This window comes from Lacticaseibacillus parahuelsenbergensis (genome assembly GCF_030770265.1).
Classification (GTDB): Bacteria; Bacillota; Bacilli; order Lactobacillales; family Lactobacillaceae; genus Lacticaseibacillus; species Lacticaseibacillus casei.
This window is the reverse complement of the sequence record NZ_CP132482.1, coordinates 2770781-2791757: the sequence shown is the minus strand read 5'-3', so window position 1 is coordinate 2791757 and position 20977 is coordinate 2770781. Positions and strand designations below refer to the sequence as shown.

20 protein-coding genes are annotated in these 20977 nt (G+C 44.9%); 15 read left to right on the top strand and 5 right to left on the bottom strand.

The features are described from left to right. Nucleotides 1–13: 13 nt before the first annotated feature. The 5 genes from LACPH_RS12995 to LACPH_RS12975 are packed head-to-tail and all read left to right on the top strand — an operon-like array spanning nt 14 to nt 3781. Nucleotides 14–1351, top strand: a complete 1338-nt coding sequence (locus tag LACPH_RS12995) for a PTS galactitol transporter subunit IIC (RefSeq protein ID WP_274785190.1) — start codon at nt 14–16, stop codon at nt 1349–1351. Nucleotides 1352–1374: 23 nt separating this feature from the next. Beyond that, nucleotides 1375–1677: a PTS sugar transporter subunit IIB gene (locus LACPH_RS12990; protein ID WP_087912998.1), complete on the top strand. Its 303-nt coding sequence runs from the start codon at nt 1375–1377 to the stop codon at nt 1675–1677. Beyond that, nucleotides 1677–2540: a class II fructose-bisphosphate aldolase gene (locus LACPH_RS12985; RefSeq protein ID WP_274785189.1), complete on the top strand. Its 864-nt coding sequence runs from the start codon at nt 1677–1679 to the stop codon at nt 2538–2540. Before LACPH_RS12990 ends, LACPH_RS12985 begins: the two co-directional genes overlap by 1 nt. A 30-nt stretch (nt 2541–2570) precedes the next feature. Continuing rightward, nucleotides 2571–3263 (top strand): triose-phosphate isomerase, encoded by a 693-nt coding sequence (locus LACPH_RS12980; protein WP_274785188.1) that lies wholly within the window; start codon nt 2571–2573, stop codon nt 3261–3263. After that, complete coding sequence (locus tag LACPH_RS12975) at nt 3260–3781, top strand: YjbQ family protein (RefSeq protein WP_087912995.1); 522 nt, start codon at nt 3260–3262, stop codon at nt 3779–3781. The genes LACPH_RS12980 and LACPH_RS12975 overlap by 4 nt, the downstream gene beginning before the upstream one ends. 473 nt (nt 3782–4254) lie before the next feature. On the opposite strand, the gene LACPH_RS12970 is transcribed toward LACPH_RS12975, so the two are convergent. Then, nucleotides 4255–4464: a type II toxin-antitoxin system Phd/YefM family antitoxin gene (locus LACPH_RS12970; protein WP_274785187.1), complete on the bottom strand. Its 210-nt coding sequence runs from the start codon at nt 4462–4464 to the stop codon at nt 4255–4257. 294 nt (nt 4465–4758) lie between these two features. Here LACPH_RS12970 and LACPH_RS12965 point away from each other — a divergent pair, with 294 nt between their 5' ends. Continuing rightward, a complete protein-coding gene (locus LACPH_RS12965; RefSeq protein ID WP_274785186.1) occupies nt 4759–5049 on the top strand; it encodes a hypothetical protein in 291 nt (96 codons plus the stop codon). Nucleotides 5050–5330: 281 nt separating this feature from the next. Here LACPH_RS12965 and LACPH_RS12960 read toward each other — a convergent pair whose 3' ends face one another. After that, on the bottom strand, nt 5331–6416 hold the full coding sequence (locus LACPH_RS12960) for a substrate-binding domain-containing protein (RefSeq protein ID WP_274785185.1): 1086 nt from the start codon (nt 6414–6416) through the stop codon (nt 5331–5333). 113 nt (nt 6417–6529) lie between these two features. On the opposite strand from LACPH_RS12960, the gene LACPH_RS12955 reads away from it, so the two are divergent. The 8 genes from LACPH_RS12955 (at nt 6530) to LACPH_RS12920 (ending at nt 16891) form a co-directional block, all read left to right on the top strand. Next, nucleotides 6530–6760, top strand: a complete 231-nt coding sequence (locus LACPH_RS12955) for a PTS sugar transporter subunit IIB (RefSeq protein ID WP_306387051.1) — start codon at nt 6530–6532, stop codon at nt 6758–6760. 409 nt (nt 6761–7169) lie between these two features. Beyond that, nucleotides 7170–8594: an L-arabinose isomerase gene (araA, locus tag LACPH_RS12950; protein ID WP_087913305.1), complete on the top strand. Its 1425-nt coding sequence runs from the start codon at nt 7170–7172 to the stop codon at nt 8592–8594. A gap of 200 nt (nt 8595–8794) precedes the next feature. Continuing rightward, nucleotides 8795–8992: a hypothetical protein gene (locus LACPH_RS12945; protein WP_306387050.1), complete on the top strand. Its 198-nt coding sequence runs from the start codon at nt 8795–8797 to the stop codon at nt 8990–8992. Between the two features lie 438 nt (nt 8993–9430). Further along, a complete protein-coding gene (locus LACPH_RS12940) occupies nt 9431–12529 on the top strand; it encodes a polysaccharide lyase family 8 super-sandwich domain-containing protein (RefSeq protein WP_306387049.1) in 3099 nt (1032 codons plus the stop codon). Between the two features lie 553 nt (nt 12530–13082). After that, nucleotides 13083–14177, top strand: a complete 1095-nt coding sequence (locus LACPH_RS12935; protein WP_274785183.1) for a glycoside hydrolase family 88/105 protein — start codon at nt 13083–13085, stop codon at nt 14175–14177. Nucleotides 14178–14300: 123 nt separating this feature from the next. Next, on the top strand, nt 14301–15716 hold the full coding sequence (locus LACPH_RS12930; RefSeq protein WP_231956503.1) for an MFS transporter: 1416 nt from the start codon (nt 14301–14303) through the stop codon (nt 15714–15716). Nucleotides 15717–15744: 28 nt separating this feature from the next. Further along, nucleotides 15745–15981 carry a hypothetical protein gene (locus LACPH_RS12925; RefSeq protein ID WP_274785182.1) on the top strand — a complete coding sequence of 79 codons (237 nt, stop codon included), beginning with the start codon at nt 15745–15747 and terminating at the stop codon, nt 15979–15981. 55 nt (nt 15982–16036) lie between these two features. Beyond that, nucleotides 16037–16891, top strand: coding sequence for a sugar phosphate isomerase/epimerase family protein (locus LACPH_RS12920; RefSeq protein WP_274785181.1), 855 nt, complete (start codon nt 16037–16039; stop codon nt 16889–16891). A 128-nt stretch (nt 16892–17019) separates the two neighbouring features. Here the strand turns inward: LACPH_RS12920 and kduD are convergent, their stop codons facing one another. Together kduD and kduI are read right to left on the bottom strand one after the other, a co-directional pair. Next, nucleotides 17020–17844 carry a 2-dehydro-3-deoxy-D-gluconate 5-dehydrogenase KduD gene (kduD, locus tag LACPH_RS12915; RefSeq protein ID WP_274785180.1) on the bottom strand — a complete coding sequence of 275 codons (825 nt, stop codon included), beginning with the start codon at nt 17842–17844 and terminating at the stop codon, nt 17020–17022. A 31-nt stretch (nt 17845–17875) separates the two neighbouring features. Next, complete coding sequence (gene kduI / locus LACPH_RS12910; RefSeq protein ID WP_049169228.1) at nt 17876–18721, bottom strand: 5-dehydro-4-deoxy-D-glucuronate isomerase; 846 nt, start codon at nt 18719–18721, stop codon at nt 17876–17878. A gap of 265 nt (nt 18722–18986) precedes the next feature. On the opposite strand from kduI, the gene LACPH_RS12905 reads away from it, so the two are divergent. Next, on the top strand, nt 18987–19787 hold the full coding sequence (locus LACPH_RS12905; protein WP_274785179.1) for a hypothetical protein: 801 nt from the start codon (nt 18987–18989) through the stop codon (nt 19785–19787). A 101-nt stretch (nt 19788–19888) separates the two neighbouring features. Here LACPH_RS12905 and LACPH_RS12900 read toward each other — a convergent pair whose 3' ends face one another. Next, complete coding sequence (locus LACPH_RS12900; protein ID WP_010490706.1) at nt 19889–20659, bottom strand: IclR family transcriptional regulator; 771 nt, start codon at nt 20657–20659, stop codon at nt 19889–19891. Nucleotides 20660–20977: the final 318 nt, after the last annotated feature.

Below are 20977 nucleotides of genomic sequence, written 5' to 3'. Positions count from 1 at the left end.
GAGGAGAGCTCAAATGCAAGTGATTCAATGGATCGTCAACTTAGGCGCAAGCGTCTTCTTGCCCATATTGCTATTTCTTTTCGGACTAGCGCTGCGGATTAAACCAGGTAAGGCATTTAAGTCTGCGTTAACGATTGGTATTGGTTTTATCGGATTAAATCTTGTTATTAACCTACTGACAACAAGCTTAGGACCGGCAACAAAAGCCATGATCAGTAATTATGACTTGCACCTTAGCAGTATTGATGTTGGGTGGCCAGCAGCCTCGGCGATTGCTTATGGTACGGCATTGGGTGCTATGGCGATTCCAGTAGGCGTTGGCACGAATATTATTTTGTTGATTTTGGGCTTAACCAAAACGCTGGACGTTGATATTTGGAATTACTGGCATGTGGCATTTGCTGGCTCCATTCTTTATACGCTGACCGGCAACATGTGGTTAGGACTTGCCACGATGGTTGTCGTTACCATGTTCACTTATTTCTTTGCTGATCTGAGCGCGCCCACTGTTGCCAAGTATTATGGTCTGGAAGGTATTTCGTTTCCTCACGGTTTATCTGCACCAGGTTACGTCTTTGCGCTTCCTTTCAACTGGTTGTTTGATCGTATTCCCGGAATTAACAAAATTCATCTTGATGCCGAAACCATTCAAAAACGCCTAGGTGTTTTTGGCGATACGACCGTTATCGGAGCCATTATTGGGTTGGTTATTGGGTTATTAGCGCAACAACCGATCAATAAAGTATTGAACTTAGCTGTCAGTATGGCTGCAGTCATGATGCTCATGCCACGTATGGTTTCGCTGCTTATGGAAGGCCTGACCCCCATTTCGGAAGGCGCTAACGATATGATCAAAAAGCACTTCCCAGGCCGAAAATTATACATTGGGATGGATAGTGCGTTAGCTATCGGACAAGGTTCGGTTCTATCTTCAGCCTTACTGTTGGTGCCAATCACATTGCTCCTCGCAGTTGTCCTGCCAGGGAATAAGGTATTACCCTTTGGTGATCTAGCAACAATTCCGTTCTTTATTGCGTTGTTTGCTGCTGTGTTCAAGGGCGACATCTTTAGAACCGTCATTGCCGGGACTGTCGATATCGCAATCAGCCTTTACGTTGCCAGTTGGGCAGCGCCACTGATCACCAAACTGGCAAAAGCGGCAAGTTTCAACATGGGCGGTAACAATTCGATTTCTGCATTAAGTGATGGCGGTTTGTGGACGAACTTTATTTACTTGATGATGGGTGAAAAGTTTCAGTGGGTCGGCATTGCAGTTTTGTTCCTGATTGCATTGGGATTACTATTCTGGCTTAACAAGATTCGCGATAAGGGTACAAAAGTAACAGCATAATATCTAGAAAGAGGAGAACAAACATGACCAAAAAATTATTAGTTATCTGCGGTACCGGTGTAGCAACTTCAACTGTTGTAATGGGTAAGCTAAAAACCTGGTTGGATCAACAAGGACTCACGCAGAATGTCAAGCTGTATCAAAGCAAAGTGGCCGAAGAAGTGAACCACATTGATGATTACGACATTGTGGTCTCGACAACGTTGGTGCCAGATTCGATTAAAGAAAAGGTTATTGATGGGGTACCGTTGTTGACAGGTATTGGTGCAGATAAGGTTTATGCCGAAATTAAACAGGACATTGAAGATGGGGAGGCTGCTAAATAATGCTCATTTCTTCAAAAAATTTGTTGCTGACGGCACGCGCAGGTGGTTTCGCGATTCCGCACTTCAACTTTTGGGATGAAATGTCAGCTCGCGCACACGTTGCGGCTGCCGAACAAAAACAAGTACCAATTTTACTCGCGTGGGCACAAAAGCACGAGGCAGATATCGATATTGATGAAGCTTTGAATTTAGGCAAGTTTTATGGTGCTCAGGCAAAAGTGCCGATAGTTTTGCACCTAGACCACGGATTTTCTCCGGATTTAGTGAAATATGGCGTTGACCATGGCTTCACATCCGTCATGATTGATGCTTCGGCAGAAAAGTTCGATAAAAATATCGCAGTGACCAAAGATGTGGTTGATTACGCACACCAACGCGGCGTTGTGGTTGAAGCTGAAATTGGACATGTTGGTACCGGTTTGAGCGAGGACGATGCCAATCAGTATACCGAAGTCGATGCGGCAGTTGAGTTTGTAAAACGTACGCAAGTTGATTCTCTAGCGGTTTCAATTGGGACTTCACATGGTGTTTACAAAAGTGCACAAACACCGCATCTGAACTTTGAGCGTCTTAGCGAGCTTAGAAAGGCGGTTTCTGTTCCTTTGGTTTTACATGGTGGATCTTCATCAGGGGATGAAAACTTGCGTAAAGCAGCAACGTTGGGAATCACTAAAGTCAATATCTATACCGACTTAGCTAATGCTGCACTTCACGCTGCGCAAGCTCAAGAATATGAAAATGTCCTTAAGATGATCGAAGCTGAACAACGCAGCGTTGAGTTGCTGGACGAACACTATATTGATGTTTTTAACACGGTCAAGCTGAATCAGGCTGAACATGCGATCGCACTTGGCACCTTATAGTTGTCATTTTCTGAAAGGGATGATGTTGGTATGACAGGGATCAGAAAACCATTTTTCATTGTGAACCCTAAGTCTTATCTTTACGGTGATGACGTGGTGAAGCTCGCAAAGATCGCGGATAAAGTTGCAAGTCAGAATCAATTGGATTGTTTGTTTACCGGTCAACTGATTGACCTACCGCGCATCAAAGCTGCAACGAGTCACCTAATTATCGCGGCGCAACACATGGATCCGTTGCGACCGGGACGGGGAATGGGCCATGTGTTACCGGAAGCGTTAAAAGCAGCAGGTGTTGAAGCAGTTGTGTTAAATCATGCAGAAAAGCCGCTTGGGATCGGTGTCTTGGATCAAACGATTACTCGTGCCAAGGAGGTGGGTCTCATGACCATTGTGTGTTCAGATACACCATCGGAAAGTAGGGCAATCGCGACACTGCACCCTACAATGATGATCTGTGAACCCACCAGTCTGATCGGTACTGGTAGCATCAGCAATGAAGACTATATCAAGGCAACGAATGAAGCAGTGCGTGATGTTGACGCCAATATTTTAATCATGCAGGCAGCTGGTGTCAGCACCGGCGTTGACGTTAAGAAAGTGCTGCAACTAGGCGCTGATGGTACAGGTGGCACGAGTGGGATCATTAAAGCACCAGATTGGCAGGCAAAACTAGAAGAAATGATGGGTGCAATGGCTGCTTATAAGGAGGCACAATTAGCATGACGGTTAAAAGCGAAGTATTGGACTTAACGTCGAATGGGCATAGAGTTACTTTTCATAATGTGACTGACCAAGTCAAACAGTTTGTTAAGGATAGTGGCGTTCAGAATGGCATATGTGTGGTTCAATCACCCCATACCACTTGTTCGGTCATATTTGAAGAATTTACCCATGATCGCGACTTTAACGGTGATGAATATCTACTGGTTGATATGAGTCGCCTGTTAGACAAAATCGTGCCACGAGAGCTGACCGAAAATACTAATTACAAATATCCAGGCCCGAAGCATATTGATTTTCTACACAGCATTCAAGACAATCCTGCATACAAAGGCGACGACGGAACTGTGCTGAACGGGGATGCCCATATTCGTGCGTCGATGTTCGGTGCCAGTGAAACCTTTGTTATTCGCGATGGTGAGCTTCAAACGGGTACAGTTGGATATATCTATTTTGTTGATTGGGATCAGAATAGAGTTCGGACGCGGCATTGCAATGTGTTGGTGGAAGGCGAAGCGTAAGTGAAAATTTAACTACAAGCACTACACACATAATTACGGTAATGCGGGAAAATTGCGCGCAAATAGACTGTTTCACCGGTTGAGACACGAGAAAAGAACCTTCATAGAATTAAGAACGCCTGAGGTCTGGCCTCAGGCGTTTTGCTTTGAAATAAAAAACGGCTCCCTTTCAAGGAAGCCGCCAACCGTTCGAACGATCTTACTTAATGCAGGTGGTTAATCTGCGGTGACCGTCAAATGGCACGATTCATTTTCATCCTGTAAAGAGCTTATCACTTGTAACACTTTTTGTCACCGCAGTGTTAAATATGGGCATATATCTTGGAGGATTGAGTTAGGTGATTCAAAAGCGATGTAGCCACTTGGACTTTTCGTTGAAAAACTATTTGTTAGTGTATCTTGAGTCGCACTTCAAATGTGAGTTGTTAGTAAGCATTCTCGTCATTGAAGTCATCTGGTTTTGCGCTCTACATTCAGTTCCTGACAACGGGCAGCGTGTCCGTTTCGTATAAGAAATCCAGTTCTTTCAAATCGTTGTAACGGTCTTTACTGACCAAAACAATTCTTCTATCGAAGTCGGTACGTCGGTTGAGGGAAATTTCTATTTCTTCGTTTCCTGTTGCCACTTTGTTCAGCAAATCAAACAAATTTTTTCGCAGAGCTTCGGGGGTATATGTCTTCATAATAATTCTCCTGGTTTGTCAGCTTAGAGAGCTGGTATGGCATCAAGGTTACGGGAATGTGAGCTGATCATCAATTTAAATGTACTGTAAACCGAAAAATTCTGATAAGATTAAAGAGGCAGGTAGCTCGATGTTGCACTATTACATTGACAGAGTGGAGAGAACCGGCGTATTCTACCTATTGTAGAGAGTAATGGTTACTATTTAATTGCTCAGAGTTGAACGCTTTGAAGACGCCCAACTCTAATGGTTGTTTCTGGCGTAAAAGCGGCTAACAAAGCGAGGGTGTTAAAAATGAAGGACTTATTGATCAGGCACCAACTGGAAGAAAGTCACCCGATTCGTGAATATAAGGCACAGATGATCCTGAAGGCATTAACAGCGACTGCAACAATGTCCGAACCCAATGCAAAACTCGAAGCCTTGCGTCAAGCCAATCAACGCACTAATGCAGTCATCGAGAGGGTTGTGGACGAAGTTAAAAAGGACCGCACCGTATTTTGTCGTGAACAATGTGGCCTTTATCAGCTGCGAGAACAGAAGGTAAATCGTATTCTTGATGACCTTACGGCGGAATCAAAGTAACGTGAATAAAAAGTGCGGTGACAGATTTCTTCGTCTTGTGAAGAACGAGGGTAGCTGAACATACCAACATGGAATCACAGGTAAGCGTCAGGAGAAATACTTAGCGGGGAGTCAAGCACGCCTAGAATTGGTGAAATTCTGGGCGTGCTCTTTTTTTGTAAACATGATGACGAAACACCAGCAAACTCCACATGCAGTCTGATAATCGATTATATGCGATGTTGACCCGCGGTCTGGCGGCTATTTGAGCGTAGTGACGATGAGGGGGTAAAGGCGATCGGCTATTTTTTGTCAGTCAGTTGTTGAATGGAGGCGCGTTCAACAATTTTGGGCGGAAATTCAACGCTGCCAACTTTTTGATGGGCAATTTGCTTCAACAGCATTTCGGCAGCGGTACCTCCCATTTTACGTTTAGGGTGACTAGCTGTCGTCAGCTTGGGGGTAATATACGCTGACATGGTGTAATTGTCGAAACCGACAATTGAGATATCTTTTGGAATCACATAGCCTTGGTCTTGCAACCAAGCGATCAATTGAATGGCTAATTGGTCGTTATAAGCGGCAATGGCCGTGGGTGGGTTGGTAGCATTGAGGAAACCCTGCAACTTGAGGGTGAGATTTTCAAATGACTCTTCCGACTGGTAAAGAATCAGGTTGCTGAAGGTGGCTAACTCAGGATGGTCTTGATAGGCCCGGACGAAGCCATGCATGCGGTTAACCCCTTGTTGATCATCAATTTGGAACATGCCGAGAATGTATTTGTGGTTGGCGTTAAAAAGCAGTTGTAATAGATCATACTCCGACTGTTCGTCAGCCGTTTTGATGACTGGCACATCTAGCTCGGGATATTTTGCATGAATAAAGATGATGGGGATGCGACGCCGTAACAGTTCTCGATAGATATCAAGATTCGGACTTGGCGTCGCACTTTTGGTTGGTTCAACGATCAGGCCATTAATCGGGCTATCCAGAAAGGTCATTAAACTTTGACGTTCGCGGGCAACGTCATTATGGGTGTTGCTTAAGATAATCGAATAGTCTTGTTTAGATAGAACCTGATCGATTCCGGAAATAATTTTGGGAAAGATATAATCGGCTAAATGCGTGGTCAAAACACCAATGAGCTTTTGGCTACTGGGCGGGACAATCGGTTGACTAGGATCTCCAACATAAAATCCACTCCCTTGACGGGAAACAATGTAACCTTCAGCTCTCATTTTCTTTAAGGCTTGTCGTAATGAATAGCGCGTCACTTTGAACATGTTTAACAGCTCATGTTCGGTTGGCAATTTGTCTCCAACTTGATAGTCACCAGAAAGAAGTTTTGCTTTTAGCGCTTTTTCGACCTTTGTGATATCTGATTTCATGATTTGATCCTTTCGGAAAAGGTTTATTTTTAATTAATTCGAATTAATTTTAACACAATAAATTAATGCAATAAAGTTGTTGGGTTTCGTAAGCGGTTGCGCAAAATGTTCATATGAGAACGATGTTTCCTGAAGAGAAATGGGTGGTCTATTTGATTGAGATGGTGAGAATCGACGAGCGACTTGTCCACGGTCAGGTGGCGCTTGTCTGGAGTCGCAATTTGGGCGTTGACAATATCTTGGTGGTTAACGATAAAACGGCAGCCAATCCGGTTCAGACTGATATTTTCAATCACTTGGCCATGATCTGGCAGTCTGCCAGCGTCCGGAAGTTACGCGATTGACTTTGCAAGGCTTTCAGTGGGCTGCGCGGTAATTACCCCGCAGCTACACTTAAGTTTTTGTGTTTGCGAATTTATTCGAATTAATTTTAAAAATTATATTTGATTCGAACAAAAAGCTGCGTTAGGATAAATGAAAGTGCTTCAATATTTTTAGTGATGTAGCAGAACTATTGAATATAGTTGCACTTTGATGAACACTGTCGAACGTTTTTCAGGCAAGTTCCGGTACACAGACGTCAATGACTAACGGCAACATTTTTCACGTTGACTGAAGATGTGTACGCAGTTTGCAAAGGCTCGCGTGTAAAGGCTAGCTGGCTAAAGATCCACCACAAAATTGCCGAGTCACATACATTCCGTTACCTCAACATCCTGACTTGCGTTCTAAAAAATGGAGGTTTTCAGTATGATGACATTATCGCAAAACTATGAATTCTGGTTCGTTGTTGGCAGTCAGTCACTTTATGGCGAAGAGACCTTGCGTGAAGTTCAATCTGATGGTCAAACGATTACTGATCGATTAAACAGTGAAGGCAAATTGCCTTATCCGGTAGTCTTCAAAGGTGTCATGACAACTGCTGACGGCATTACCAAGTTTATGAAAGAAGCTAATTATCACGATGAGGTGGCCGGTGTGATCACTTGGATGCACACGTTCTCTCCTGCCAAAAACTGGATTCGCGGTACGGAGTTACTTCAAAAGCCGCTTTTGCACTTAGCGACGCAGTTTCGTAACAACATTCCTTATAGCACGATTGATTTTGATTATATGAATCTTAACCAAAGTGCTCACGGTGATCGGGAATACGGCTATATTAATGCTCGTCTCGGTGTTCATAACAAAATTGTTTATGGTTATTGGGATGATCCCGAAGTTCAGGAAGAAATCGGTCAATGGCAAGACGTTGCCGTGGCTTACGATGAAAGCTTCCATACTTCAGTTGCCCGATTTGGCGATAACATGCGTCATGTCGCTGTAACTGATGGCGACCGGGTTGAAGCCCAAATCAAGTTAGGATGGACCGTTGACTATTATGGAGTCGGTGATTTGGTTCAGGTTGTGAATGCGGTGAGCGACAAAGATATTGATGATGCTTATACCAAGTTGGCTGCTGAATATGACTTTGTACAAGGCGATAACAGTGCTGACAAGTTTACGCATTCGATTAAATACCAGTTGCGGGAATATCTGGGGATTAAAAAATTCCTGGATGACCGCGGCTATAACGCATTTACAACGAATTTTGAAGATTTGTGGGGTCTGGAACAGCTGCCGGGGCTTGCCGCGCAGTTGCTGATGCGAGATGGTTATGGCTTTGGCGCGGAAGGTGATTGGAAAACTGCCGCTTTAAGTCGCATTATCAAGGTCATGGCTCATAATGAGAAGACATCGTTTATGGAAGACTACACGCTTGATCTGCGCAAAGGTCATGAGGCTATCTTAGGCTCGCATATGCTGGAAGTTGATCCGACGATTGCCAGCACCAAGCCGCGAGTTGAGGTTCATCCGCTCGATATTGGCGGTAAAGCTGATCCGGCACGTTTGGTCTTTGATGGTTCTGAAGGGGACGCCGTTGATGTGACGCTATCTGATTTTCGTAGTGGCTTCAAGCTAATCAGTTACCCCGTCAATGCCCACAAGCCTGAAGCTGAAACTCCACACCTGCCAGTGGCAAAACAGTTATGGACACCCAAAGTCGGGTTGAAAAAAGGCGCCACGGACTGGATTCAAAGTGGTGGTGGTCACCACACAGTCTTCTCGTTTGGCATTAATGAACAACAGATTCAGGATCTAGCAACATTGTATGGTATTGATTCGGCTGCCATTGATTAAGCCCAGAGCTTTTGCAACGTTTGTTGGATAGGCGTGTCATCGGAAACATGGTGAGCGGTTTAATGATGTTGAAGATAAAACCATCCATTAACATGCGGTGGCAGTCCACGCACATTGTATGCGTCACATAGCACCGGTACCTATAACTGTTGGAATCTTCCATCTATACTTGGTTTATCAAGAAGATTGGAGGATTTTTTATGACCCAAACCAACGATAAGGTGCCGATCCAAATGGTGAACCGCGATGGTGCCTCGGTTGTCGTAAAGCCAAAACTTGGCGCTAAGGTTAAACTCAAAGAAGCTGAGGTTCTTTTTTACAACGGCATTGATAAGGTGATGGCACGGATTATTCTGCAGGAGTTGATGGCCCATGATCTCCAACCTGTCCAAAGCTAATAGCTACATCGTTTGTGCTCGCATTGACTTACGCAAAGGCATTGACGGTTTGGCGGCGTTCGTCACAGAAGAGTGCAACATGAATGCTGCGGAGTTGTGCGAAATGCACGACTCTTTTTTCTTTTACAATATGATGCGTGGTAAAAACTCCGGATCTTTTCAAGGCTGCTGATAACCGTGAGAAGTGAACTGTCCATCAAGTAACTTGTAAATTAATCAAGCAAATAAAAAATTTGATTTATATTTTCAACAGCCGATGCAATATCAAAGGCATTTTAAATCAACGCAAGCGTCCATATTGTTTGCGCTTTCAACCTCTGCATGTTAACCTCACAAAGGTTATTTCATGACGTTCTCGGTGAATCTAACAGTTGATTCTTATCCTGAGATTGTCGTGAAATAAGATGCTTTTGAAGGACAAACAGGTGGGAGAGGTCTATGAGGAGATACATATTGAGCATAAGCGTGATGGCACTTACGCTGGGTTTGATTGGGTTGCAACCCAGCCAAGCAAGCGCCAGTGACACGCTTGATCAGCAGTCTGCGGTGAATGTGAGCGATGACAATGGCCAGGACACGAAAAAACTGGATCCGAATGTGGCAACTGAATTGCCAAAGCAGACAACAGTTAGCACGAGCGATGAGCAGACAGCACGACCGGAATATGCTTTGATGCGAACGCGCTGGCGGGATCGATTGATGGCGGCACATCCGGATTTGAACAATCCCAATGTTACTGCCTATTTGACCGATTTGGCTAAGCAAAGCCAGACGTTATGGGACACAATGGATCGCAGTGCTGGTCGAACGCGGTTGTGGCCCAAAAAGGCTGCCGATACAACGTCGGCGGATTACACAACAATGTTTACTAACCTCAAACTGCTGACGCTGGGGTACTATAATCCGTTGAGTGCCCAGTATCAAAAGACTGAGGTTTACCAAGCCATTCTTGATGGTATCGATTTCATGATTACGATTAAGAAGTACAATGGCGTGTATTCAACCGGCAATTGGTGGGATTGGCAGATTGGCGCGGCTCAACAACTGGATGATACGTTGATTTTGTTGTATGACGACCTGCATCAACAAGATCAACAAAAATTAGTTAAATTTGTTCAACCGTTGCTAGGTTATGCCAAGGATCCCAATATTCAATGGCCAAAATATACCGCAACCGGAGCGAATCTGACCGATATTTCGATTTCCGTGTTAGCCAGTGGTTTGCTTTTGGAGAATGATACCCGCGTTGCATTGGTCCAAAAGAACCTGCCAAAAGCGATGGGGTTAGTGACGTCCAAAGACGGTATTTATGCAGATGGTTCCTTTATTCAGCATACTTTTTTCCCATACAACGGCAGTTACGGGAATGAAATGATTAAAGGCATTGCCCGTATCTCGTCAACCCTTGTCGGTACGCCTTGGGCCATTAGTGAAGTTCAATTTGCCAATGTTTTTAATTTGATTGACAAAGGATTTTTGCAGCTAATGGTTAATGGGCGGATGCCGTCGATGGTTTCCGGCCGGAGTATTTCGCGAGCACCTGGAACCAATTCGGAAACAACTGAGCTAGAAACAGGCAGGGAGACGTTAGCTAATCTGACATTAATTGCTGATGCCGCACCAGCAACACTAAAACAGAAAATTTATCAGGCAGTCGCAACGTGGGTAGGGCAAGTGGGTAAACAGTATAATTTTTATCACAATCCGCGTGATTACGCTGCCCTTAACGGACTGCAAACAGCACTGAGTCATGCCACTGCGCAACCTGATGATGTGAGCTCGCTGAATGTTTATGGTTCCATGGATCGCGTGATGCAGAAAACGCCAACTCACTCAGTTGGCATCGCGATGTACTCCAAGCGGATCGCCAATTTTGAGTTTGGCAATACTGAAAACGGTCACGCTTGGCACACAGCTGACGGGATGCTTTATCTGTACAATCGTGATTTGAATCAGTTTGGTGAAGGCTACTGGACAACGGTCGATCCTTATCGATTGCCGGGAACTACAGTTGACACTATTAAACTTGCAGACGGTGCCAAGTCATCTTCACGGAGTCCGGAATCCTGGGTTGGCGGTGCGACGGATGGTCTTACCGCCAGTGTCGGTATGGCCTTGAACAAAGTAAATGAAGGCCAAAATCTCAAGGCCAAGAAATCCTGGTTCTTGTTGAATGATCAAGTGGTGAATCTCGGTGCCAATATTACCGGCACCACCACAGCCGATATTGAAACAATTCTTGATCAGCGACAAATTGATCCGGCTGCCACCAAGATAACGGTAGACGGGCATGCCTATACGAGCCAAAAAACGGTAGGGCAGTGGGCCAATTTGAATACTGCCGATCCTGCCAATAATGTCGGGTATATCGTAGCGCCCGGCAATAGTCCGGTTAACATCAGCCAGGCAACGCGCACCGGAACGTATAAGGACATTAACGGGTATTTCCCATCTGATACCGTTTATCGACATCATTATGTCACATTAGCTGCCATGCACGGCTCGGCTGTTAATAACGGTCATTATGAATATGTCACGGTGCCAGGCGCGAGTGATGCCAAAATCGCAGCCCTAGCCAAAGATCCAACCTATCAAGTGCTGGCCAACACTGGTGATGTTCAAGCCATTAAAACGGAAAATCAACTGATGGCTAACATCTGGACCAAAGCTTCACAACTGGATGGCTTGGTTTCTGTTCAGCAACCGGCCGCACTTGTCATTAAGGATCTTGGATCAAATCGTTATCAGCTCACGATTGCGGATCCGCAACAAACCAATCAACCCATTCACCTTGATTTCAAGTATCCTGTACAAATTGACGGAGATGACGCAGCCAACTTTTCCACGAATGGGCATCGGCTCGTTTTTGAAACATCAGGCTTGGCCGGTGCGAGTCGTACCGTGACATTCACGCTGGATGTACCTGCCGATAAAACCGATCTGGACAACGTGATTAAACAGGCTGAACAGATGAAAGCGGCCGATTACACGAAAACCAGCTTTGCGGCGTTCGCATCGGCACTAACAGCGGCCAAAGAGGCTCAGTCATCAGACAATGTTTCCCAAAAAGTCGTGGATGCGGCAAAGGTAAAACTAGTCGATGCCATGAACGCATTGGTCAAGGTTGCTGATAAACGCGCACTTGCAACAGCTTTGGCAGATGCCGCGAAGTTGCATGAGAAAGACTATACCGACGATACATGGCAAAACCTACAAATTGCTATTGCTGCTGCCAACCAGGTGTTGAGTCAGTATGAGCCGACGCAAGCTGAAGTAGATAAGGTCACCCAACAACTGAAGGATGCACAGGCCAAGTTAGTGAAAATTGAAAAAGCCCCGGATATTAATCAAGGGACCGGAGGACAGGCAACGTCAGCCAAACCCCATGCATCACAAAAAGGCCAACATCAACCGAAGAACGGCGATGAAATGCCGGAGACAGGGGAAACAAGTAACGTGAATATGAGCTTTGTCGGCGTGGCAATTCTCGGGTTGATTGCCGGTGCGATGCTATGGCAAAAGCAGCGAAGGGTATGAGCGGGTCAATATTGTTTGAATATCGGAACATTTCCGCATAACTGGTTAAATAAAAATTAATGTGCTTATGCGAGAAATTCCTTGTGAGTGAAAATACAGACGGTGCCACTTCATGAAAATGGAGGGTGCCGTTTTTTAATACCAAATAATGCTTAATAGCCTATTATAACGGAACTCAATGAAAACGTTGGTGCTCAGCCAATAAGATTAAAAAGAAAGATAGAAAGTGACAATCAGCGCTAGAAAAAGGCAGCACATAATGTACGTTATTTCTTTATAAGAAATGAAATTACCAATTTAAACCAATCTAATATAGCACGAAAATAGAAAAATACAAGTGCTGAAATTTAGCATGAATTTGCCCTTGACATTCTGTATGCGCTTGCAATAATATCAAGATGTTTGATAAATAAAAAACGTTATTTCTTTTTAGGAAATATAAGGCCTTTCGGTTTTAAATATAGAAGGCGGCGTCTGCCTTTTCTTGTGAAAAAAGTATCAAGCAAATGCTAACCAGTGTGTCGATAGACAGCTAAAGGAGGTTCAAAAACAGATGGGTGCATATACCAAGAATCAGCTAGAGACAAAAATTGATTTACTAATTGACAATGAGATCCACCTTAGCGATCCAACAGGCGAGTTCTTCGTAAAGGTTGCAGATGGTTCCCTTATAGACAATAAGAGTTTTAACTTCTGGGAATGGACGTCAGGAGTTGGATTGTACGGCATGATGAAATACTACCAGCTTAGTCGCAAACCAGAGGTGCTTAAAGTCATTAAAGACTGGTTTGACAGCCACTTTAAAGAGGCGCCTGTTGAAAAGAATATCAATACCATGGTTCAAATGTTGACATTGGCATACTTGTACGAAGAAACCGGAGATCGAGCCTACTTGCCTCATTTAGAAGCCTGGGGTGATTGGCTTTATTACCGATTGCCGCGGACAGAAAAAGGCGGGTTTCAACATGTCACATATGGCGACCTCAATCCAGGAGAAATGTGGGCGGACACTTTGATGATGAGCGTTTTGACACTCACGAAACTCGGAAAGGTGTTGAAGAAGCCGGAGTACATTCAAGAAGCCAAAAAACAAGTTTTATTGCACATCCAGTTTTTGCAGGATAAGCGGACCGGACTCTGGTATCACGGCTGGTCATTCAAACGGCGGGACAACTTTTCTGGAGCTTTTTGGGGACGAGGTAATTCATGGATTACGATTGCTTTCCCGGAAATCTTAGAGTTGCTGAATTTGCCTGAAGGGGATGCTTTTCGTGAGTTTGTTCGAATGAATCTTCAATATCAAATTGATGCATTGAAGAAGTATCAAGACAAAAGCGGACTTTGGCACACGCTGATTGACGATCCGACTAGCTATCTGGAAGGGTCAGCAACAGCAGGTTTTACTTACGGCATTTTGAAAGCGGTTCATAATCATCTGATTGATAACAGTTATCGGGAGGTGGCGCTTAAGGGTATTGATGCACTTTTCGCTAACATCGACGAAAATGGTGCGCTTGCGATGACGTCTGGCGGAACACCGATGGGCGAAACAAAGGAATTCTATAAGCAGGTCAAAACTTCAGTGATGCCTTACGGACAGTCAATGGCGGAGTTAGCACTGACTGAATATCTGAAGGAATTCTACTAAAAATTTAAAAGCAAGTTTTGCCTGGTCTATTCATAATGACCGGACAAAACGGATGGTAAGGAGTGTTTAATGATGAAAGCATCTTCGATTGACACACCGGCTGATGCGGCGTCCGGGCTTGAAATGGTGCAAACACATGCCCACAGCTTTGATTGGCGCGACAAGATCGGTTACGCATTTGGTGATTTAGGTAATTGTTTTATTCTTGGTTTGGTTAACAGCTTTTTGACCATTTATTATACGAATGCACTTGGTATTTCCGGTGCGATCGTGGGCGGATTATTTCTTTCGGCGCGCTTTATTGATGCCTTTGCGGATGTCACGGTTGGACGTATAGCCGATATAACGCCGTTGACCAAAAATGGTCGGTTCCGTCCTTGGATTAAATGGGTTAAATATCCGTTTTGTGCGATTACTGTCATTCTTTTTCTTCCGTTTGTCTCGAACTGGCCGATGATTTGGCGGGTCGTTTATATTTTCGTCACTTACCTAGTTTATGGGATCTTAAATTCTTGCATCAACATTCCTTATGGTTCAATGGCCAGTGCAATTTCGGAAAATCCTGATCATCGAGCATCATTATCTACTTCTCGTTCAGTGGGTGCAGCGATTGGTGGCGCAGCAACTGGGTTCATCATTCCATTATTGGTTTATCAAACGGCCGCAAATGGTCAAAAAGTGGTTTCAGCGAATCGCTTCTTTATGGTTTCAATCATGTGTGCCGTCATTGCGTTTGCTTGCTACAATGTGATTTATCGGATGACCACGGAAAGGGTTCAGGTCAAGAAAACCGAGCGTGTTTCTGCTTCTAAACTCATCAAAGGCTTGTTTACAAATAAAGCTTTGATGGCGTTGGTCTTCGCCGATTTCTTCCTAGTCATCAACCAGAACTTGTCTGGCACGTTGGCAACCTATCTCTTTACCGATTATTTCCAGAACAGCACGGCACTTTCGATTGCTTTGCTCTTCACTTATGGCACAGTGGTTGTACTGGCACCGTTTGCAACGAAGCTTATCAAGAGTTTCGGTAAGAAAGAGGCAAGTATTGCTTGCTTAGCGTTTGGAACGTTCATGTATTTGCTGATGTATTTCTTGCATCTCACAAATCCTTGGATCTACCTCATTCTTTTGTTCTTGGCAACGCTTGGTTCCGGAATGTTCAACTTGATGGTTTGGGCATTTATTACTGATGTTATTGACTATCATCAATACTTAACCGGTTTTCGGGAAGATGGCACTGTTTATGGCGTTAATTCATTTGCGCGAAAGTGTGCGCAAGCTGTCGGTGGTGGCCTTGGTGGGTTCATGTTAACAGCGATCGGGTATATTTCTTCAACAACCGGTGGGGCTACTCAAAGTGCTGTGGTTATCAATCGGATATACGCGATCGGTAACCTGATTCCGGCTGCCTGCATGTTACTTGGCATGTTGACATTGATTTTCTTCTACCCGCTTAACAAGAAAAAGATTGATGCTGTCGATGCAAAATTAGCCGCCCGGCGCGCTGAAGAATTGAACGCTCAAGACCAAGAGGCCTAGAGAGCTAAAGAAAAGAGGAACTGATGACATGGCGAAAGACAAACTACAAATCGATCGCGAAAAGTTTGCCTACGCGGTTGTTGCAAATTATCAACCGGATGAAAAAACCGATCTTAAGGCTTCCAAGGCTGTCCTTAGACGCTTTTTGATCGCATATTATTTGGCAGACCAGTTTAACACTTTGGAAAGTAATCATTTTGATCAGGATAAAGGCTGGAATTTCAGCCTACTGGCAAAAGGATTAGACCAAATCAGTTTACATTGATATTTAGAAATCGGAGGATAAGCTCCGATTTCTTTGCGTTAGGAAGGAGTTTATCATGCGAAAAGATTTTGCAGTTCGTGCTCACGACATTCCCGGAACAGATGATCTTGAATTGCTAACTCGAAATATTAAAATGCGAAACATCCACACGTTGGCGTTTGCGCCGGCCATTAGTTTAGCGGCAACGACTCACGGAGGTGATAAAGTCAGCACAGGGCTGGCAAATTACGTCCGTCGGCTATTTGCTGCCGACGATATTGAGATTGGCACCTTAAGTTGTTATGTGAACCTGATTGATCCTGACATCAATAAACGGGCAAAGGTTATTAATCGATTTCAACATTACTTACAGCTGGCACCGAGTTTTGGTACAAACATTGTTGCGACTGAAACTGGCTCGGTGGATCCCGCATTTGCGTTCACCGAAGCGAATTTTAAACCAGAACCGTTTGAAACGTTACTTGATACGATCGCCCAACTATTGCCGGTTGCCCACGAATTCGGCACCTTGATCGCTTTAGAACCAGGCGTCAATCATCCACTGTATTCGTTGGAACGAACGGAGCAACTATTGACACATTTCAATTACGATCCGGCATTAGCATTGATTATTGACCCGGTTAACCTGATTTTACCGGAAAAAGATAATGTTGAGGCAATTTTGAAGGAAGCATTTGAACGGTTTAATTCGAGAATTGTTGCCGTACATTTAAAAGATTACGCATGGACACCTGATGCACCCCGTCTGCTTAAAACGGTTATTCCGGGTACGGGTCAGGTTAACTTCCGCCAGATGCTTGAGATAGCCGAGCACTATCAGCCATTCGGGTTAAAATGTTTAGATGAATTACCGAAAGGGCATCTTGACGAGACGCTTGAGTTACCTGTTTTAGCGCCTTATCGAAGCTGAACAGCAGACGCTTGATGGGAGTCGGCAAAACACAAACAGGCACCGGAGATGATGGTTATCTCCAGTGCCTGTTGTCTATTTGTAATAAGGAACAATCAAGTTGTGTGCTTAATTTGGAAGCTCGAAATCTACCGCGTCAGATAACCACCATCAACCGGAATGATCGCACCGTTGATATAATTAGCAGCATCACTCGCCAAGAAGACGGAAACCCCCATTAATTCATAAGGCTCAGCCCAGTGTCCAGCCGGGATGCGGTCGAGGATTTCTTGGTCGCGGGCTTTGTCGGCGCGGATTGGGGCGGTGTTTTCGGTCTTGATGTAACCTGGCGCAATGGCGTTGACCTGAACGTTGTAGGCGCCCATTTCGGAGGCAAAGGCTTTGGTTAAGCCGGCCACGCCGTGTTTACTTGCTGTGTAGGACGGAATGTATTTGCCGCCTTGGAAGGAGAGCATGGAGCCGATGTTGATGATTTTGCCGGATTTTTGCTTGGCGAAGACTTTTGAAACAGCTAGGGACATGTGATAAACGGCGCTGAGGTTGATCGCGATGACTTGATCCCAGTCTTTATCCTTGGATTCGAGAAGGGGATTACGGCGAATCATGCCGGCATTGTTGACCAAGATATCAACGTGGCCCATTTTGTCGACGGCTTCGGCAACGACTTTATCGGCGATGCCCGGTTCGGTTAAGTTGACTTGCATGAATTCAACTTTGTGGCCGCGTTTTTCGATTAAGCGACGGGTGTTGTCCCATTCGGCGGTGCCAAAAGTCGGGATGAAAATATCGGCGCCGGCTTCGGCCATCGCAACGGCGTAACCCTGGCCGAGGCCGGTATTGCCGCCGGTGACAATGGCAACTTTGCCGGTCAGGTCGAATTGCTTCATTTTAAAATGATCGAGTTCGGCTTCGTGTCGTTTGATTTCTTCTTCGGTTTGATGAATTTCTGCCATTTTTTAAACGCTCCTTTAATGAGTTTAAATGTTAACGTAATTCAGACATTGGTACCTGATCCATATCATCGTAGGTTTGGTTTTCACCGCACATTGCCCAGATGAAGGCATAGTTGGTGGTGCCGACACCGCAATGAATAGACCAGCTTGGGTTGACCACCGCTTGTTCGTTAAACAGTGCAATGTGCCGAGTTTCGTTCGGTTCGCCCAGGAAGTGGAAGACGCGGGTATCAGGTTCAGCGAATTCAAAATACATATAAGTTTCCATCCGCCGTGCGTGGGTATGGGCCGGCATCGTATTCCAGGAAGAGCCGGGTTCGAGGACAGTGTAGCCCATCTGCAACTGGCAGGTGTCCATTTGTGAAGCGTCAATGTATTTGTAGATCGTGCGCTTATTCATATGCGCCTGATCGCCCATTGGCTTTGCCAACGCATCGGCAAATGGCAACTTTTTATTCGGATAGGTTTTGTGTGCCGGCGTCGAAACGACATAGAACTTAGCTGGGTTAGCCGGATCGTTTGATTTGAAAATAACATGCTTGGTGCCCATGCCCACATAGTAACCGTCGTGAGTCGTCATTGGCTCTTCGGTTCCGTCGATGGTGATACTACCTTCGCCGCCAATGTTGATGAGCCCTAATTCGCGGCGTTGTAAGAAGAAATCAACGCCTAATTCTTTTGATAGCGCAATTTCCAGTGGCTGATCAGTTGGGGTTACCCCGCCAAAAATCATCCGATCGTTGTAAGTATAGGTGAGTAAAATATCGCCAGGCGCAAAGATCTTTGGCATCAAGAATTCCTCACGCAGCTTATCGGTATCGTAATGTTTAATGTCTTCAGGGCTATGCGCGTAACGCGTGACCATATTGAATGACAATGAAAAAGCCTCCATTTCTTTTAAAGAAACAATGTTTATTATTTTGCACAAGTCCAATATAGCATGACTAGTCAAAAATGCAAGCGCTATTATGAAATTTCGGCCACCGTTTGACAGCACACATTCGCTTGCCATACGATACAGTTGCCTTTTGTTAAAAACGGTCTTTCTTAATCGGAAATTTCGAGCTGGCAAAAGGACATGGTTTGCTGAGCCTAACGTTTGGCTACCGAGTTAGCAGTTAATGACTTTGAGGAGGCACATGATGACTGAAATAACCTTGCAATTAAGACATGAAGATCAAACGCTTAAAACCGCGACGAGTGAGACTAGAACCTATTTGGCCTATCACAAACAGTATGCTTTGGGCGATTACTATCAGGTTCGAGTCAGTGACGCACCCGCTTATGTGTGGGTGCAATTGGATGCGAGTGTGGCACCATCGCTGGTGTATCTGAAACAAACCACGTGGGATTTTCGGATTCCGTTTAACTTGCAGAAGGAATGGCCGTATCCGGATGGGGCATTTTTAGGAACGAACCACTATGCCTGGGTGCGGGTGGCACATGAAGATGAGCTAACTGTTTCACGCAATTTGGCGTTGAACACCTATGACCAGCATGAAGCAACCGGTGCCTATCCCCATGCGTCAGCCAATGCGGAGACGCGGGATGAACTTGTGTTTTATGCCAAGAATATCATTGATGGGGTGATTGCTAACGAAAAGCATGGCAGTTACCCATTTCAGTCGTGGGGAATTGCCGAGCGCCCTGACGCTGAATTGACATTGGACTTTGGCCGGGAAGTTTTGTTGAATCGCCTTGTGCTGATTTTGCGGGCTGATTATCCGCATGATAGTTATTGGCAGGAAGTCACCGTCGAATTTTCCGATGGCAGCAGCGAAAAGCTTGAACTTAAGAAGACGGCAGCACCGCAGCAGTTTGACATCACGCCGCGGAAAGTGACGTGGCTGAAACTTACGCAGCTGGTAAAGGATCAGGATAGCTCGACTTTTCCGGCGCTTACTGAGCTGGAGGCGTGGGGTAAAGAGGCGTTCGCAAAATAGTGACGATCACAATATTCAGCATGAAAAATGGCAGCCACTTTGCTTATGGTGATAAGCAAGGCGGCTGCCATTTTTGCATCTTTAAAGGTCTTAGCTTAAATTTACAGCGTTTGTTCAATAGCATGCTGCGTATTCAGCAACAAGCGGATGAAATTGGATTGACGTTCTTTGTTAACCCGGTATTTAGGTGAACTGATACTGAAAGCACCGTAAATGCGGCCGGCTTTCATGATCGAGGCGCCTAGGCAAAGGACTTCCGGCTGATTTTCCTCGTTGTCGATGGACACGCCCATTTCCTGAATAGTCTTCAGATTCTGGCGGAGTTTCGGCAAGCTGGTGATTGTATTAGGCGTCAGGGGCTTGAGTTTATGTGTCTCAAGGTAATCGTCTAAATGCTTGCGCGAATAGTTGGCCAGCAGCGCCTTGCCCATCGCGGATGAGTACATGTTCATGGTGCCACCGATGATGGATTCCAGTTTGATGCTGTTAGGACTCTCGAGTTTTTCAACCAAGACGATTTTGTCATTGCGGACAATGCCGAGATTAATGGTCTCGTTGGTTTCGTCGCGCAGATTCTCGAGAAACGGGCGCGCGACTTTGGCAATATCAAAACTGTCGAGTGCTTTTTGCGCATAGGGAATCAGCTCAGTGCCGAGATAATAGCGTTTGGTGCTTTCGTCGCGCCGAACGAAGCCGATCATGTCAAGCGTGTTGAGAATTTTCAAAATCGTGGGTTTCGACGAACTTAACGCCGCACTCATATCTGCCAGTGACGGCGGATCGTCAGCTTTCATGAGATAGTCTAAAATATCTTTAGCTTTGATAAGCACAGTGCCATAAGGTTTTTGCTGTTTTGGTTTTACTTGTTCCAATGGAAGGCCTCCAAACGAAATTTTGCGAAGTTTATTATATAGAAATATACAATGGTAAAAATGGTTTGTCCAGTTTTGGTTTGGGTTAGCTCAGGTGAAATTGTGTAAAGCTGTGATCAGCAATCACTGATATGCTGGCGCTTACATGATAAGTTAACAAAACCACGAGACTTTTTAAAATATTTTGTTTCATTTTTGGAAATTGATAGACTGTTATAGGAAAAAGGTCCTGTGATAATCAGAAAACAACTTGTCAATTTGCCGATAAGTCTTGTGACAACCCGCTCATCTTCCGGGGAATCAGATATAATAGAGTTA